At 73.3% G+C, this 15,609-nt stretch carries 11 protein-coding genes; 8 read left to right on the plus strand and 3 right to left on the minus strand.

All coding sequences use genetic code 11. The annotated features are described in order from the left end of the window. The first annotated feature begins 215 nt into the window (after positions 1–215). From ACYQ77_RS13795 to ACYQ77_RS13820, 6 genes are all read left to right on the plus strand, one after another. Complete coding sequence (locus ACYQ77_RS13795) at positions 216–725, plus strand: YbaB/EbfC family nucleoid-associated protein (protein ID WP_459711041.1); 510 nt, start codon at positions 216–218, stop codon at positions 723–725. A 6-nt stretch (positions 726–731) separates the two neighbouring features. Beyond that, on the plus strand, positions 732–1,049 hold the full coding sequence (locus tag ACYQ77_RS13800) for a WXG100 family type VII secretion target (protein WP_459711043.1): 318 nt from the start codon (positions 732–734) through the stop codon (positions 1,047–1,049). A 4-nt stretch (positions 1,050–1,053) separates the two neighbouring features. Next, the gene (locus tag ACYQ77_RS13805; RefSeq protein ID WP_459711045.1) at positions 1,054–7,155 is read left to right on the plus strand and encodes a WXG100-like domain-containing protein; all 6,102 of its coding nucleotides are present in this window, start codon (positions 1,054–1,056) and stop codon (positions 7,153–7,155) included. Positions 7,156–7,173: 18 nt separating this feature from the next. Next, positions 7,174–7,641 (plus strand): hypothetical protein, encoded by a 468-nt coding sequence (locus ACYQ77_RS13810; RefSeq protein ID WP_459711048.1) that lies wholly within the window; start codon positions 7,174–7,176, stop codon positions 7,639–7,641. Between the two features lie 23 nt (positions 7,642–7,664). Continuing rightward, positions 7,665–9,197: a TNT domain-containing protein gene (locus ACYQ77_RS13815; RefSeq protein WP_459711049.1), complete on the plus strand. Its 1,533-nt coding sequence runs from the start codon at positions 7,665–7,667 to the stop codon at positions 9,195–9,197. Positions 9,198–9,281: 84 nt separating this feature from the next. Further along, a complete protein-coding gene (locus ACYQ77_RS13820) occupies positions 9,282–9,695 on the plus strand; it encodes a hypothetical protein (protein WP_459711051.1) in 414 nt (137 codons plus the stop codon). Positions 9,696–9,698: 3 nt separating this feature from the next. Here ACYQ77_RS13820 and ACYQ77_RS13825 read toward each other — a convergent pair whose 3' ends face one another. After that, the gene (locus ACYQ77_RS13825) at positions 9,699–10,283 is read right to left on the minus strand and encodes a TetR/AcrR family transcriptional regulator (protein WP_459711053.1); all 585 of its coding nucleotides are present in this window, start codon (positions 10,281–10,283) and stop codon (positions 9,699–9,701) included. 67 nt (positions 10,284–10,350) lie between these two features. On the opposite strand from ACYQ77_RS13825, the gene ACYQ77_RS13830 reads away from it, so the two are divergent. Both ACYQ77_RS13830 and ACYQ77_RS13835 read left to right on the plus strand, forming a co-directional pair. After that, the gene (locus ACYQ77_RS13830; protein WP_459711054.1) at positions 10,351–10,809 is read left to right on the plus strand and encodes a GNAT family N-acetyltransferase; all 459 of its coding nucleotides are present in this window, start codon (positions 10,351–10,353) and stop codon (positions 10,807–10,809) included. Positions 10,810–10,914: 105 nt separating this feature from the next. After that, positions 10,915–12,660: an Hsp70 family protein gene (locus ACYQ77_RS13835; protein ID WP_459711056.1), complete on the plus strand. Its 1,746-nt coding sequence runs from the start codon at positions 10,915–10,917 to the stop codon at positions 12,658–12,660. On the opposite strand, the gene ACYQ77_RS13840 is transcribed toward ACYQ77_RS13835, so the two are convergent. Further along, entirely contained in the window at positions 12,635–13,771 is a 1,137-nt protein-coding gene (locus ACYQ77_RS13840; RefSeq protein WP_459711058.1) for an acyl-CoA dehydrogenase family protein, read from the minus strand. The two genes, ACYQ77_RS13835 and ACYQ77_RS13840, sit on opposite strands and share 26 nt — an antisense overlap. Further along, a complete protein-coding gene (locus ACYQ77_RS13845) occupies positions 13,768–15,555 on the minus strand; it encodes an AMP-dependent synthetase/ligase (protein ID WP_459711060.1) in 1,788 nt (595 codons plus the stop codon). Before ACYQ77_RS13845 ends, ACYQ77_RS13840 begins: the two co-directional genes overlap by 4 nt. Positions 15,556–15,609 lie beyond the last annotated feature (54 nt).

The following is a 15,609-nucleotide window of genomic DNA, read 5'->3' on the forward strand; positions in this document are numbered from 1 at the left end:
CGCGTCACCCCGCCACCGGCGATCCGATCACCCGATCGGGTCGCCGGTGGCGTTTCGTGTCGATCTTGTGGGTTGTGCCCACCGCTGTCGGTGGTGTGTGTGAAGCTGTAGCCGCGTCGCACAGGTCACCGTGAAAAAAGTCGGTGTTCGATGAATCCGATCCGGGTGCCGGTGCGTCGGAGCCCGTGACAGTCCCGCGAGGGGGAAGCAGAACGATGTCCGAACGAGACGACCGCAGGGCGCAGCTGGAGGCGCGCAACGCCGCCATGCGCGAGAACGTCGCCGCGCTCATGAGCGACCTGCGGCGCCGCACAGCCGACCTCGCCGACGCGCAGGCCAGGGCGAACGCGGTCACCGGCAAGGCCACCTCGGAGGACGGGCTCGTCCGCGCCGAGGTGAACCCCGCCGGTGTGCTCACCAACATCGAGTTCTCCTGGGCCGCGTTCGACCGGCACACGCCGGAGAGCCTGGCCAAGGCCGTGGTGCAGACCGCGCAGGCGGCGGCCCGCTCGGCGCGCGAGCAGGTCGAGGGCGCGCTCGCGCCGCTCACGGAGGACACCCCGGACCTGTCCAACCTCTTCGAGGGCGCGCCGTCGTTCGCCGACCTGCTGCGCCCACCGGCCCCCGAGGACACGGCGGCCGACGACGACCGCTCGTCGCGTCCGCGGTCGCGCCGCGACGAGGACGACGACGAGAACGGCAGCAGCATCTACGGGAGGGACTAGGCGCCCATGCCTGACGGATTCAACGTCCAGACCGACCGGCTCCGGCGCGGGGCCGACGGCTTCGGCGCCTCGGGTGACGCGCTGAGCCAGGCGGGGACGACGCTCGGCAGCGCGCTCGACGCGCAGGGCCAGTGCTGGGGCAACGACGAGTCCGGGCAGACGTTCGCCAAGGACTACGTGCCCAACGCCCAGAAGGTCCGCGACGCCATCGGCTCGCTGGCCGAGGCGCTGCACGCGATCAAGACCGCGCTCGTGGAATCGGCGAACTCGTACGACAACGTCGACACCAAGAGCCGCGACGGCTACCGGGCGATGGAAGGCTGAGCAGTTGTCGATCACCATCCCACCAGAGATCACCTGGCTGTTCCCGATCGTCGTCGGCGAGAGCTGGCCGGAGGGCGACGAGGACAAGCTCCGCGCGCTGGGTGACGCCTGGCGTGCCGGGGCCGTCGACATCGGCGAGGTCATCGCCCAGGCGAAGACCGCGGCCGACCAGGCCATGGCCGGGATGGACGGCAAGGCGGCGGACGCGTTCGAGCAGTACTGGAACAAGTTCGTCGAGGGCTCGGAGGCCTACCTCACCCAGCTGCAGGAGGCCTGCGAGGGCCTCGGCGACTCGTGCGACAACTGCGCGCTCGAGGTGGAGTACGCCAAGTACTCGATCATCGCCGCGCTGATCCTGCTGGCGATCGAGATCGCCGCCATGATCGCCGCGGCGTTCGGCACGTTCGGCGCGTCCACGGCGGGCATCCCCGTCGCGCAGGCCGCCACCCGCATCACCGTACAGATGATCTTCCGCCAGCTGATCATGGCCATCCTCAAGGAGGTCCTGATCGAGGTCGGCATCGACGTCGCCATCCAGGGCCTGCAGATGGCGAAGGGCGACCGCACCAGCTGGGACTGGAGCAAGACCGGCAACGCCGCCCTGTCGGGCGCCATCTCGGGCGCCATCGGCGGCGGCCTCGACTTCGTGCCCACGAGGGCCACCGGCCTGGGCGGCAACATCGTGGAGGGCGCCGTCCGCGGCGGCGTGGAAGGCGTCGCGTCGACGGTCGCCACCGCCGCGGTCACCGGCCAGGACATCACCGCGGGCGACCTCCTCAAGGCAGGCGTCTCGGGCGGTGTCGGCGGCGGCATCGGTGGCGCCAAGACCCACTTCGACACGCCGGACGTGAACACGCCGGGCAGCCCGAACATCCCGGGCACGCCGGGTTCCCCCGGCACCCCGGGCACGCCCGGCTCGCCCGACGGCCCGCCGACGCCTTCGCCGTCGTCGCCATCGCCGTCGTCGTCGCCGTCGTCGCCGTCGTCGCCCGGTGCCAACACGCCGGGCGGCCCGGCCCCGTCGACCCCGTCGACCCGTACGCCGGACAGCACCACGTCCGCGAGCGGCTTCTCGCCGACGCCCGACGGGCCGTCGACGTCCAGCACGCCGGGCACGAGCGCGCCGCCGCGGTTCCCGACGGGCGGGCCGGGTGACGGCGGGTCGCAGCACTCGCCGGGCGGGTACACGCCGGGTGGTCAGCCGGGTGGTCAGCCGGGTGGGTCGCCGTCCCAGACGCCGGGAGGCCCCCCTCGGCCGAGCGGACCGGCACCGAGTTCGCCGAGCGGCTACTCGAGCCCAGGCTCCAGCTCCCCGGGCGGTTCCACCCCCGGCGGTTCCACCCCGGGCAGTTCCTCCCCGGGCAGTTCCTCCCCCGGTGGCTCCACCCCGGGCAGTTCCTCCCCGGGCAACTCCTCCCCCGGTGGCTCCACCCCGGGCAGTTCCTCCCCGGGCAACTCCTCCCCCGGTGGCTCCACCCCGGGCAGTTCCTCCCCCGGTGCCTCCACCCCGGGTAGCTCCTCGCCAGGTGGCTCCACCCCTGGTGGGTCCACCCCGGGCGGTTCCACGCCGGGTGGCAGCAACCCGGGTTCGACGCCGGGCGGGTCCACGCCAGGCAGCTCCACCCACGGTCCGACGCCGGGTGCTTCCAGCCCCGGTGGGCCCAGCGCTGCCTCGACCCCGGGTGGCCCCGGCGGTCCGTCCGCCGGTGGCCCGACCCCAGGTGGGCCCAACCCGGGTGGTCCGACTACAGGTGGTCCTTCCGCAGGCGGCCCGACGCCAGGTGGCCCCGCGGCGGGCGGTCCGACCGCGGGCGGCCCAACCCCAGGCGGACCCGCGGCAGGCGGTCCGACCCCAGGTGGCCCAACCCCAGGCGGACCCGCGGCAGGCGGTCCGACCCCAGGTGGCCCAACCCCAGGCGGACCCGCGGCAGGCGGTCCGACCCCAGGTGGCCCGACTCCGGGCGGCCCGACTCCGGGCGGTCCAACCCCAGGTGGCCCGACTCCGGGCGGTCCAACCCCAGGTGGCCCGACTCCGGGCGGTCCGACTCCCGGTGGACCCACGCCGGGCGGCCCGATCGCAGGTGGGCCCACCCCGGGTGGCCCGAACCCCGCGAGTCTGTCCACGAGCGGTCCCACGCCCAACGGCCCGACCCCCGGCAGTCCGATCACGGGTGGTCCGACCCCGAGCCCGACCGTGGGCGGACCCACCCCAGGTGGTCCGACCCCAGGCCCCGGCGGCTACACCCCCAACGGTGGCCCGACCCCGAACGGCAACCCGGGCACCGGCACCCCGGGCGGCTTCGGCCCGACACCGACCGGCTTCAACTCCCCCGGCGGCGACGGCCCCAACCAGGGCGGCTTCGCCCCGATGGGCGGCGGCGCACCCATGGGCGGCACGCCCGGCGGCGGCCCGAACGGCCGCCCCGGCGACGGTTCCGGCTACTCGACGGACGCGAGCACCGCGGCCCCGTCGGCGTTCGCCGACCCGGGCACGTACACCGACCGCGGCGGGCAGCCCGACCAGCGCGGCATCCCGTCGCAGCCGCAGTCGCAGCCGAACCAGGGCTTCACGTCCCCACCGCCGGCGGCAGGCGGCTTCGGCGGCCCGCAGCAGGGTGGCGGCCCGTCCGGACGTCCGGAGTTCGGTCCCGGCGCCCGCCCGTTCGGGCCCGGCGCCAACCCGAACCAGGGCTTCGGCCCGAACCCGGACGCGCTGAACCGCCCCCAGCCCGGCGGCCCCACCCGTCCGGACGCGGGCACCCCCGGCGGCCCGTCCCGCCCCGGCACGCAACCCGCCGGCCCGACCCGCCCCGACGGCACCGGTGGCCCCCGCCCAGGCGGCCCGGCGACCCAGCCCGGCGGCCCGACCCGCCCGGACGTGACCACCCACCCGGGCGGCCCCCGCCCCGACGCGGGCACGCAACCAGGTGGCCCGTCCCGCACCGACGGCACGCAACCAGGCGGACCCACCACCCGCACCGACACCCAACCGGGCAGCCCCATCACCCGACCCGACGGCACCCAGCCAGGCGGACCGACCAACCGCACCGACACCCAGCCCGGCAGCCCAACCCGACCCGACGGCACCCAACCGGGCAGCCCCACCAACCGCACCGACACCCAGCCCGGCAGCCCGGCCCGACCCGACAGCACCCAACCGGGCAGCCCCACCAACCGCACCGACACCCAGCCCGGCAGCCCGGCCCGACCCGACAGCACCCAACCGGGCGGCCCGGCCCGACCGGACAGCACCCAACCCGGCAGCCCAACCCGTCCGGACGGCAGCCCGCAGCCGGACGCGGGCCCCCGCCCCGACGGCACGCCGGACACGGCCCCCGAACCGGACGTGTCGCGCTCGCCGGAACCGGACGTCTCCCGGTCGCCCGACGACAGCACGCCGCCGGACAGCACGCCGCCCGATGCCGACCCCGCGATCAACGGCGAGGACGCCGACGGGCCGACGCCCGACTCGACGGACACCGACACCGACACGAGCACCGACAGCGACACCGACGCGCCGCCGGTCAAGGGTGACACCGACGACGGACCGAAGGTCGACGAGAACGGCGTGCCGCTCAACTACCTCGGCAACCGGCAGGGTGAGCACGACTTCGCCGACATGGGCGAGTACATCCCGATGGGCGGGGACCGCTCCAACGGGATGGGCAGCTACGACCAGCGGGTGGCGCCGCTCATCGCGGACCACAACCCGTGGGGTGAGCACGGGACGCGCGAGGAGTTCAACGCGCACCACCGCCCTGACGGCACCTTCATGTCCAACCAGTGGCCGCCGAACGACGGTGCGGTGCCCGGGTCGGAGCGGCAGGTCACGCTCCCCCGCGGCACGGTGCTCGACCGGTTCGGGGCCGAGTCCGGCCGGTTCCTGTCCCCGCTGGGCACGGACGGCCAGCCGTACCACTACCGCGACCGGGCGATCTTCCCGGACAACGCGGAGGTCGGCTACCACGTGTACGTCGTCGAGGACCCGAACGGGTTGCCGGGGACGCTGGCGGACGTGGCACCCGCGCTGGGGCAGCCCGGCGGCGGCAGGCAGTTCACGCTGCCGGAGGACGTCAAGCTGGCGCAGCTGATCGCCGACGGCACGATCCGCGAGGTGCACGTGCCGCCCGCCGACGGCCGGGTGCTGCCCGAGTCGTTCGGCCGGGACAACGGGGACGGCACGCAGAACACCGACACCATCTCGGTGGACGACGCCCACAACGGCATCGACCCGGCCGACGGGCCGGACACCAGCGACGGACCGGACAGCACCGACGGACCGGACAGCACCGACGGGCCGGACGGCACGGACACGACGCCACCGCTGCCGGACAACCTGCAGCAGATCGCGGACAACAGCAGCTTCCGCACCCCGGCGGGCGGCGCGCTGTTCGACCCGTCGGACGTCCGCACCCGCGACGCGGCGAACGCGGTCGCCCCGATCGACGGGCACTTCGTCCTCGACGTGCACAGCGACGGGCAGCACGCGATCGTCAACGGTCAGCAGCTCAACGGCGCCGACCTCGCCGACCTTGCCCGCCACATGGGCTGGAACGGCACCGACCCGATCATCCTCAACGGGTGCGAGGCGGGCCGCAGCCCCGACGGGCTGGCCGCCGACCTGGCACGGGCGTCCGGCGCGCAGGTCATCGCGCCGACCGAGCGGTCCTGGTCCGGCGAGCAGAACACCACGCCGTACTCGTCCAGTGTGGACAGCGTGGACGACCGCGGCCGCGCCCGGCCGACCATCCCGCCGGACGGCGGCTGGCGGGCGTTCGACCCGGACGGCGGCATGCGCGACACCGGCAGCAACGGCCTGCCCGTCGACACGCAGTCCCCCGCCACGCCGGACGGCACGCCCGGCGACGCCGCGGGCACCCCGGACGACGGACCCACCCCGACGCCGACGCAGGACAGCGGGCAACCGCTGCGGTTCGGGGACGACGTCGACCGCGGCCGCATCCAGTCGCCGTGGCACCCGCCGGCGGTCACCGACCCCGGTGCGCCGCACACGATCACCGTCGACAACAACGCGGCCGCGGCGGCGAACCAGAACGACCCGCACCGGCCGCTGCGCGACGGCGAGCGGCTGATCGGGCGGACCGGGCTCACCCCGAACTCGCAGTACAACGTCCCGGGCCGGGGCACGTACTACACCGACGGGACCGGCACGATCACCCACGCCGACCTCGAGGTGTCCAACACCCGCGACGGCATCAAGGCGGTCGGCGCGGACCAGAACCCGGACGCGTCGTACCCGGAACCGAACACCACCTACCGGATCACGGTGGGCGGCTCGGAGCACGTCTACACGACCGACGCGGCCGGGCTGCCGCCCCGGTACACGGACTGGAACCCGCCGGCCCCGACGGGTGGCACGGTCAACTTCCCGGTGCCGGGTCTGCCGCCGACCGACCCGAGGGTCCGGCCGCCGACACGCGGCGACGCGCTGTCCGACCGGGACTGCTGGCCGCCGAACTCGCAGATCGTGCACACCACGCCGCACGGCACGACCACGCTCTACACCGGTGACGCGGACCCGAACACGGGCACGGCGCGGGTCGTGGCGATCGACACGTGGTCGAGCCCTGGCGCGGGCGCGAACAACAACGTCCTGGTCAACGACCTCAACCCGGAGCTCAACAACCTCCCGCCGAACACGGTCACGCGCATCAACGGTCAGGACGTCTACGTGACGAACGACCACGGCGTGACCTACCACGCGACCGACGAGCGCACCTACGGGCACTCGGCGCCGCGCAGCCAGGAGGCGCAGGACCTGATCGCGGCGCTGGGCTCCGGCACCGACGGCGGCCACATCCGGCCGACCGGGGCGGACGGCGCACCCGACGCGCGGAACCAGTTCCCGCAGGACAGCGACGAGAACCGGCCGCAGAAGGGCCAGCCGTCCAGGGAGACCTGGTACGGCCAGGACATGGAGGCTGGGCGCGAGCAGCGCCGCGGCACCACCCACCTGTGGCACGACTTCGTCACCGAGGGCTCGCACACCGGCAACCCGGCCCAGCCGACGGTCGTGCACGAGCGGTGGGTCATGCGGGACAGCAGTGGCAGGATCAGGCTGCACTTCCGGCGTTACGACAACTAGCAGGAGAAACGCGACACGATGTCTGAGCCCTGGGACGAGCAGGCCCGCCAGAAGCGGTACGAGGAACTGCTGCAGCAGATCGGTGCGGCGCTGATCGGCGCCGCACCGCAGGGGTGGCGCCGGATCGACCTGATCGCGAAGATCGCCGAGGGGGTGCAGGACTTCGGTCTCACGGTGATCATGCCCGACATGTCCACCCCCGAGGTCGAGCCGCCCGCCGCGGCCGGGCAGGCGCTGCTGGAGCTGCGCAAGCTGATGTACGACCCGCAGCGCGGCGCGTGGCTGTCGGCGAGGTACGTGATCAACCCGCCGGGCGAGTTCCGTATCTTCTACAACTACGACCACGACCCGCTGTGGGAGCCGCCGATCCCGCCCGCGTACTTCGAGCGCGACCTCGCGACCTACCCTCGGCCCGCCGAGGCGGTCCCGGGCTGGCTCCGGCGCACGATCGAACAGGCCAGGACAGGCCAGCCGGAAACGAACTGATCCTGGTAGGAGGACCTCCTTTCATGACCCGCCCAACGCCGCTCGGTTTCGAGGCACAGCGCGACCTGCAGCGGAAGATCGCCGACCTGCTGGTCGTGCGCGCGCCGGCCGACCGGGACCAGATCAGGGTGATGTACCGGGCCGTCGGCAACCACGAGGAGCTGGTCGGGCACATCCTCGGCATCGACGGTCAGCTGCGGCCGTGGGACGCGCCGCGTGAGCTGCTGGAGTACTTCCGGCAGCTGCGGGCGGGCATGTACAAGGAGGAGGTCGGCACCTGGTACGCGGCCAGCACGGTGGTCGAGTACCCGATCAAGATCTCGGTCAACTACCTGTACAAGGAAGACCCGCGCTGGGCGCAGGCGCCGTCCCGCACGGCCGTGCTCGACGAGCTGGAGATGTTCCCCAGGACGCCGGACAACGTGGCGGACTGGATGAAGACCGTCCTGCCGAACGCGGAGCGGGTCGCCGAGGTGGCAGGCCGGTTCCGGCACGCGCGCATCTTCGACTACCGCGACCAGAGCGGCCGTCCGGTCGTGAACCGGCCGCCGGTGCCGGAGAACGAGGTCGCCGGCGTGCTGGAGTACCTCAACACCGCGCACGTGATCATGGGTGGCCGCGGCTTCGACAAGGACCTGTTCGTCCCGGACAGCCCGGCGGACGTGCCCGCCGCGTTCCACACCGACGGCACGTGGATCTGGCCCGCGTCGGTGCCGCACTACCTGGCCAAGCACGGTGTGCCGCCGGAGGCGGACCTCGTCGCGCACATCCGCGCGAACGGGTTCACCCCGCCCCAGCTCGGCCAGGACGCCAAGGAGGCCGCGTACATCGCGCTCACCGGCGAGATCCCGGCCCCGCAGCCGCAGCAGGCCGCGCCCCAGCAGGCCGCGGCGCAGGCGGCCGCTCCCCAGCAGGCCGTGCCGCAGGAGACCGGGCAGCTGTCCGACCGCGACCGCCGGGTGCTGGCGATCATCGAACGCCGGGTGAGCGAGGCGGGCGCGCTGCCGCAGGCCTACCGGATCCTCGACTCGGCGGAGGGCGCGCTGTGCCTCGAGCGGGTCGGCGAGGAGTGGCAGGTCGCCGACTACGAGCGGGGCAAGCCGCGCAACCCGCAGCGGTTCAAGCAGCTGTGGGACGCGGGCGCGTACCTGCTCGGCTCGCTGTCGATCATCCCGTCGACGCTGCGCGCGGGCGGCGGCGACCGCAACACCGCGCACGCCCTCAACGACTGGCCCGTGCAGCCGCTGCCCGGCGAGCCGCCGCTCACGCTGCTGTCCGACAAGCACATCGCGGTGCTCATGCCGGGCCGTGAGCTGGTCCGCTACGGCCAGCCCGCGGGCAACCTGACCTTCGCGGCGGGCACCGAGTTCTCCGCCATGTCACTGCGCGCCGAACGCGAGCAGCAGGGGCCGCGCCGCTACCGCGTGGCGCGCGAGCTGCGCACGCTGTCCGGACAGACCGTGCCGTGGCACAACCAGCCCGGTGGTGGCACGGCGTACCTGCTGCCGAAGTCCGTCGAGGACCACCTGGCGGACGGCAGCCTGACCGAGGCGTGACCGCGAAAGCTGTGATCGGTTGACGCGACGTCCCCATAGCGTCGTCCTCGTCGACGAGACGAGACGAGACGACAAGGGGATGTCATGGGACTGTTCGGGAACCGCAAGAGCCGGGAAGAGCGCGGCGTCGAGATCGCGAACAAGGTGGCGAGCGGCAAGGGGTTCTACGGCCGGGTGACGAAGGCGTTCCTCGGCGACGAGGACTTCAGCCGCCTGCAGGGCGCGGTCGGCGCGTTCAACAACGGCATCGACGTGCAGGCGATGATCGCCGCCGGTGTGCCGACGGTGCCTGCCGTGGTGGTGTCCATCGAGGACACCGGGCAGCTGGTCAACCACGACCCGGTCGTGGACCTGGTCGTGCAGTTCGCCGACGAGAGCCGGGTCGCGCTGCGGACGCTGGTGTCCAAGCTGCGCATCCCGAGGGTCGGCGAGGCGGTGCGGCTGGTCGCGGACCCGCGGCTGCCCGGCGCGTACCTGTACGCCGGCCCGGCGGAGTGAGCGTCACAGCCCGAAGGCGGCCAGGGCGGCGTCCAGCATCGCCTCCTGCGCCGCGGGCGGGTAGGTGGCCGGGTCGGCGGACGCCAGGGCCGCGGCGCCTTCGACCATCGCGATCAGCGCGAACGCGGTCGTCGTCACGCGTGGTCGCGGCCACGTGGGAGCGACGGCCGCGACGAGCCCGCTGATCCGGTCCCGCCAGGCCTGGTTGTTCGTGTGGTGCAGGTCGGCGAGTTCCTCGTCGCCGACGGTGGCGGCCAGGAACCCGACCCACACGACGCTTTCCCTTGCGGTCTCCTCGTCCAGGGCCATGCCCTGCGCGAGCACGGCGCGCAGGGCGTCCCCCGGGGTCGCGGCCGCCGCTTCGAGCGCCTCGACGCGGACACGGGTGCGTTCGTGGAGGAGCTGCCTCGCGTGCCGGAGCAGCGCGCGGCGGTTGGGGAAGCGGTGCATGACGAGGCCCGTCGTGCAGCCCGCCGCGGCGGCGACCGCGCGGATGGTGAGGCGTTCGAGCCCCTGTCCGGCGAGGACGTCCCAGACCGCGCGGGAGAGCCGCTCGTGCTGGGCGGGCAGGTCGGCCGTTCGTGACACTCGTCCCGGCTCCTCGGCGTCGTTCGTAGCAACTGTTACGGTAACAGATGTTACGAGAGGAGCGCCCGTGGCGGACTGGAGCATCGAGGAACGACCGTGGGACGACCCCGCCGGCGCCGACCTGCGGCGGCGGCAGCGCGCGGAACTCGACGCGCGCTACGGCAGCGACGACCACGAGCCCGGTCCCCCGCCGACGGCGGCCGACGTGGACGTCTTCCTCGTCGCGGTCGAGGGGGGCGGCGCGGCCATCGCGTGCGGCGCGCTGCGCCGACTGGACGCGGGCGCGGCCGAGATCAAGCGGATGTACGTGGCCCCCGGCCGGCGCGGGTCCGGGGTCGCGACGAGCGTGCTGCGCGCACTGGAGTCCGCCGCGGCCGAGCGCGGCTGGCGCACGCTGCGCCTGGAGACCGGCACCGAACAACCCGACGCGCAGCGGTTCTACCGGCGCGAGGGCTACCACGAGATCCCGCTGTTCGGCAGCTACGCGGGCTCGACGCTGTCGGTCTGCTTCGAGCGCGCCCTCTGACACAGCGTGTGTTGCCCCGTGCGGTAATCGATCTGCGATTATGTGAGATTGACTTTGCTTGCTTTGGTTTGTTTTGATGACCTGGGGCGATCACAGGGAGGTGTCGTGCGGTACGCGGTGGGTATCGACCTGGGCACCACGTTCACCGCGGCCGCCGTCGACGGCGATGACGGGACGCGGATGGTGGCGTTGTCGCAGGACATCGTCGTGCCCGCGGTCGCGTGCCGCACCCCCGACGGAACACTGCTGACCGGCAACGCCGCGCTCCGCGCCGCGGCGGACGACCCGGCGCGGCTCGTGCGCGGGTTCAAGCGCAGGCTCGGCGACCCGACACCGCTGGTGCTCGGTGGCGCCGCGTACTCCCCCGCCGCGCTGATGGCCGCGCAGCTGCGAGACGTGCTGGACCAGGTGACGATGGCGATGGGCGCGGCACCAGCGTCGGTCGTGCTGACGTGCCCGGCGATCTGGGGTCCGTACCGGCGGGAGCAGTTCGCCGAGGTGCCCAGGCTGGCCGGGGTCGGCGAGCACGAACTGATCACCGAACCCGAGGCCGCCGCGCGGCACCACGGCCGCGAACGCACGCTCGGCGACGGTGAGGTCGTGGCGGTCTACGACCTGGGCGGCGGCACACTGGACACGACGGTGCTGCGGATGCGCGGCGGCGCGATGGAGATCCTCGGCACGCCCGAGGGCGTCGAGCACCTGGGCGGCATGGACTTCGACGACGCGCTGCTGGCGCACCTCGACGAGCGGCTGGACGGCGCGATCAGCGGGCTGGACCCGGCCGACCCGGCCGCGGCGGGCGCGCTGGCGGCGATCCACGCGTTGTGCGTGCGGACGAAGGTCGAGCTGTCGACCGAACCCGACGTGACCGTGGCCGTGCCGCTGCCGTCCGGGTTCCGCGAGGTGACCGTCACGCGGCGGGAGTTCGACGACGCCATCCGCCCGTCGGTGGCGCTGACGCTGGACGCGCTGCGGCGCACGGTCGAGTCGGCGGGGCTGCGCGCGGACGACCTGTCGGCGGTGCTGCTCGCGGGTGGCTCGTCGCGGATCCCGTTGGTCGCGCGGTCGGTGCACGCGGAGTTCGGCAGGCCGGTGCGCGTGTCGCAGCACCCGAAGCACACGGTGGCCCTCGGCGCGGCGAAGACACCGGCGGCAGCGCCTGTTCCCGCTCCGGTCCCACGGTGGGTCGCGACGGCGCCCGCTCCTGCGCCGGTCCCCGCACCCCGGCGCCGGTGGATGATGCCGGCGACGGCGGCGGTGGCCGGCCTGGTGGCGATGCTGGTGGCGGCGTTCGTGGTGTTCAGCCCGGACGACGGCCACGCGGTCGCCGATGCGCGGCCGGGGTCGCTGGTGGTGTTCGACGACGACGTCGTGGGGCCGTACCGCGCGTACGTCGCGTCGCCGGAGAAGTGGGACGGCACCGAGGTGCTGGGCGGGCGGGCCGCGCACACGGCGATCGCGGCCGAGGTGTCGGACGGGTTGCGGGTCACGTGGAGCGGCGCCGCGGCCGGGCAGGTCTACCTGCAGTCGGTGCAGGCGGTCGATCTTTCGTCCTATGTGGACGACGGAGCGTTGCGGTTCGACGTCCTGGTGCACTCCTCGGCAGGAGGTGCGGTGTCGGTGGCGGCGCACTGCCGGTATCCGTGCGGGGGCGAGGTGCCGATGCCCGGGGACTTGCCGGTCGGCGAGCAGGTCCGGGTGACGATCCCGGTGCGGTGTTTCGTCGAGGCCGGACTCGACGCCTCGGCGGTGAACACCCCGTTCCTGGTGTACGGGCAGGGGGCGCTGGATGTGACGTTCCGGGACATCGAGTGGGTGCGGGTCACAGGCCGTACGTCTTGCCGATGATGTCGCGCTGGATCTCGCTCGTGCCGCCGTACACCGTGGACACCACCGTGGCGCGCAGCAGGCGTTCCATGCCGTACTCGGTGGCGTACCCGTAACCACCCAGCATCTGCATCCCGTCCAGCGCCATCGTCTTCGCGAACTCCGTCGCCTTCAGCTTCGCCATGGACGCCTCCCTCGGCAGGAGCTCGCCCGGGTTCTCGTCGATGCGGCGAGCCACGTCGTGCACCAGCAGCCGCACGCACTCCAGTTCCGTCGCGTGGTCGGCCAGCCGGTGCCGCAACGCCTGGAACGTGCCCACCGGGCGGCCGAACTGCTTGCGTTCCTTGACGTACCCGACCGTGTCGTCGAACGCCCTGCGGGCCGTGCCCAGCATCAGCGCCGCGAGGATCATGCGTTCCAGGTTCAGGCCCGCCATCAGCTGGCGCCACGCCTGGTCCACCGCCCCGACGACGGCGTCGTCCGGGAGGAAGCAGTCCGTGAAGTAGAGATCGTTGACCTCGCGGCCGCCCATCGTGTCGATGCCGTGGATGGCGAGGCCTTCCGCACCGGCGGGCACGGAGAACATGGTCATGCCCTCGTGTTTGCTCCCGGTGCTGGACGTGCGGGCGACCACCAGGACGTGGTCGGCGATGTGGGCGTTGGAGCACCACGTCTTCTGGCCGTTGAGCACCCAGCCGCCGTCGGTGCGGGACGCCTTGCACGTCAGCGCACCCACGTCCGAGCCGGCGTCCGGTTCGGACATCGACACCGCGAGGACCCTGCCTGCCAGGAAGTCCCCCAGCACCTGGCGCTTCTGGTCCTCGCTGCCGAACTTCTCGTACGACGCCGCGGTGATCGCCGACGTGGCGAAGCCGCCGATCGGGGCCTGCCAGTAGGCCGTGTGCTCCAGGAACAGGACCAGGTCCACCATGCCCTGGCCGGCGCCGCCGTACTCCTCGGGCACCGCGACGCCCAGCCAGCCGAGGTCGGCCATCTTCCGGTACAGCTCCGCGTTGTGCGGGTTCTCTCCGCCGTCGGTCAGCGTGCGCCACTGCTCCCGGGTGCCCACCTCGCGACGGCAGAAATCGTCGATGGCCGCCACGAAGTCACGGCGTTCGTCGGTCAGGGTCACGCATGTCCTCCCGCGTAGAGTTCCTCGATCACGTCGGCGTAGCGCTGTTCGATCACCCGCCGCCGCAGCTTGAGCGTCGGGGTCAGCTCCCCGCTCTCCGGGCCCCACGCGCGGTCGAGCACGCGGAACGCCTTCACCTGCTCCGGCCTCGACAGCGCCGCGTTGGCCCGCTCGACCGCCGCCGCGATCTCCGCGCGCACCCCCGGTTCCGCCGCCAGGTCCTTCAGCTCCACAGTGGACAGGCCGTGCGCACCGGCCCACGCCGGGGCGGCCTCCTCGTCCAGCACGAGCACCGCGGTCAGGTACGGGCGACGGTCGCCGACCACCACCGCGTAGCCGATCAGCGGGTGCGCCCGCAGCAGCGACTCGACCTTGCTCGGCGCGATGTTCTTGCCGCTCGCGGTGATGATCAGTTCCTTCTTGCGGTCGGTGATCCGCAGCATCCCGTCGTCGTCGACGGTGCCGATGTCACCCGTCGGCAGCCAGCCGTTCTCGTCGGTCGCGGGCTCGATGCGGCCGTCCTCCTGCAGGTAGCCGAGGAACACCAGCGGGCCGCGCACCTCGATCTCCCCGTCCGCCGCCAGCCGGACCTCCATGCCCGGCATCGGCAGGCCGACCGTGCCCGCGCGGTAGCGGTCGGAGAACGTGCTCGTGGCGGCGCCCGTGGTCTCCGAGAGGCCCCAGACCTCCATGATCGGCATGCCGAGGCTGCCGAAGAACTCCAGCACCTGCGCCGGGATCGGCGCCGCGCCGCTGCCGAGCCGGACCGCCTCCGCGAGCCCGAGCCGTTCCCGCAACGGGCGCAGCACCACCCGGTCGGCCTCCGCGAACGCCGTCGCCGTCTCGTCGGGGAGCTCACCGCCGGTGGCGCGGACGCGGTAGGCCTCGGCGGCCAGCTCACGAGCCCGGTCGATCACCGCGCGGCGTTCGTCGTCCATGGTCGACAGGATGTGCTGGACGCCCGCCGCCATCTTCTCCCACACCCGCGGCACGCCGAAGAAACCCTGCGGGCGCACGCTGTTCAAGGTGGGCAGCAGCTGCGCCGGGTCCGCGCAGATCGTGACGTGCCCCGCGGCGTACACCGGCAGGTACATGCCCAGCACCCGTTCCGCGATGTGTGCGAGCGGCAGGTACGCGACCGTCCTCGGATGGTCGGGCGTCGGCTGCACCAGCTCCTGCAGTGCGCACTGGTAGAGCACGTTGCGGTGGGACAGCACGACGCCCTTCGGGTCGCCGGTGGTGCCCGACGTGTAGATCATCGCGACCGGGTCGTCCTGCGCTGCCTCGGTCAGCGCCGCGTCGTGCCCGGACGTGCGCAGGTCGGCGTACCGGGTGTGCGTGCCCGCGGCCTCGTCGACCACCACGACACCCTTGAGGCCCGGCATCTCGGCGAGCGCGGGTCCCCAGCGCGTCAGCTCGGCCGCGCCCTCGAGCACCACGACGGTCGCCGCGCTGTGCAGGGCGACCTGCCGGATCTGCTCGGGGCTCAGCGTCGCGTACGTCGTGCACGGGATGGCGCCCAGCTCGACGGCCGCGAAGTCGACGACCCAGTGCTCCGGGCGGCTGGACATGGCGATGAGCATGCGGTCGCCGCGCCGCAGCCCGAGCGCGGACAAACCGCCCGCGACGGCGAGCACCTCCTCCCCCAGCTCCCGCCAGGTCATCGTGCGCCCGTCGGCGCCGGTCAGCGCGGGCCGGTCGCCGTGCACCGCGGCGTTGCGCCGCAGCAACCGGGTGACCGTCCACGAACCCAGCGCAGCCTGTACCTCATCGGCCGTGACCATCGTTGCTCCTGCCGAATCGCGACTAACTTACTGCGCCATCTTGGCAGGTGATGG

It is taken from the genome of Actinophytocola sp. KF-1 (assembly GCF_054661535.1).

What these genes read in the sequence shown, in the direction of transcription:
- ACYQ77_RS13845 (WP_459711060.1), bottom strand. Translation starts at nt 15,555, where the DNA reads ATGGTCACGGCCGATGAGGTACAGGCTGCGCTGGGTTCGTGGACGGTC.
- ACYQ77_RS13820 (WP_459711051.1), top strand. Translation starts at nt 9,282, where the DNA reads ATGGGACTGTTCGGGAACCGCAAGAGCCGGGAAGAGCGCGGCGTCGAG.
- ACYQ77_RS13795 (WP_459711041.1), top strand. Translation starts at nt 216, where the DNA reads ATGTCCGAACGAGACGACCGCAGGGCGCAGCTGGAGGCGCGCAACGCC.
- ACYQ77_RS13800 (WP_459711043.1), top strand. Translation starts at nt 732, where the DNA reads ATGCCTGACGGATTCAACGTCCAGACCGACCGGCTCCGGCGCGGGGCC.
- ACYQ77_RS13815 (WP_459711049.1), top strand. Translation starts at nt 7,665, where the DNA reads ATGACCCGCCCAACGCCGCTCGGTTTCGAGGCACAGCGCGACCTGCAG.
- ACYQ77_RS13810 (WP_459711048.1), top strand. Translation starts at nt 7,174, where the DNA reads ATGTCTGAGCCCTGGGACGAGCAGGCCCGCCAGAAGCGGTACGAGGAA.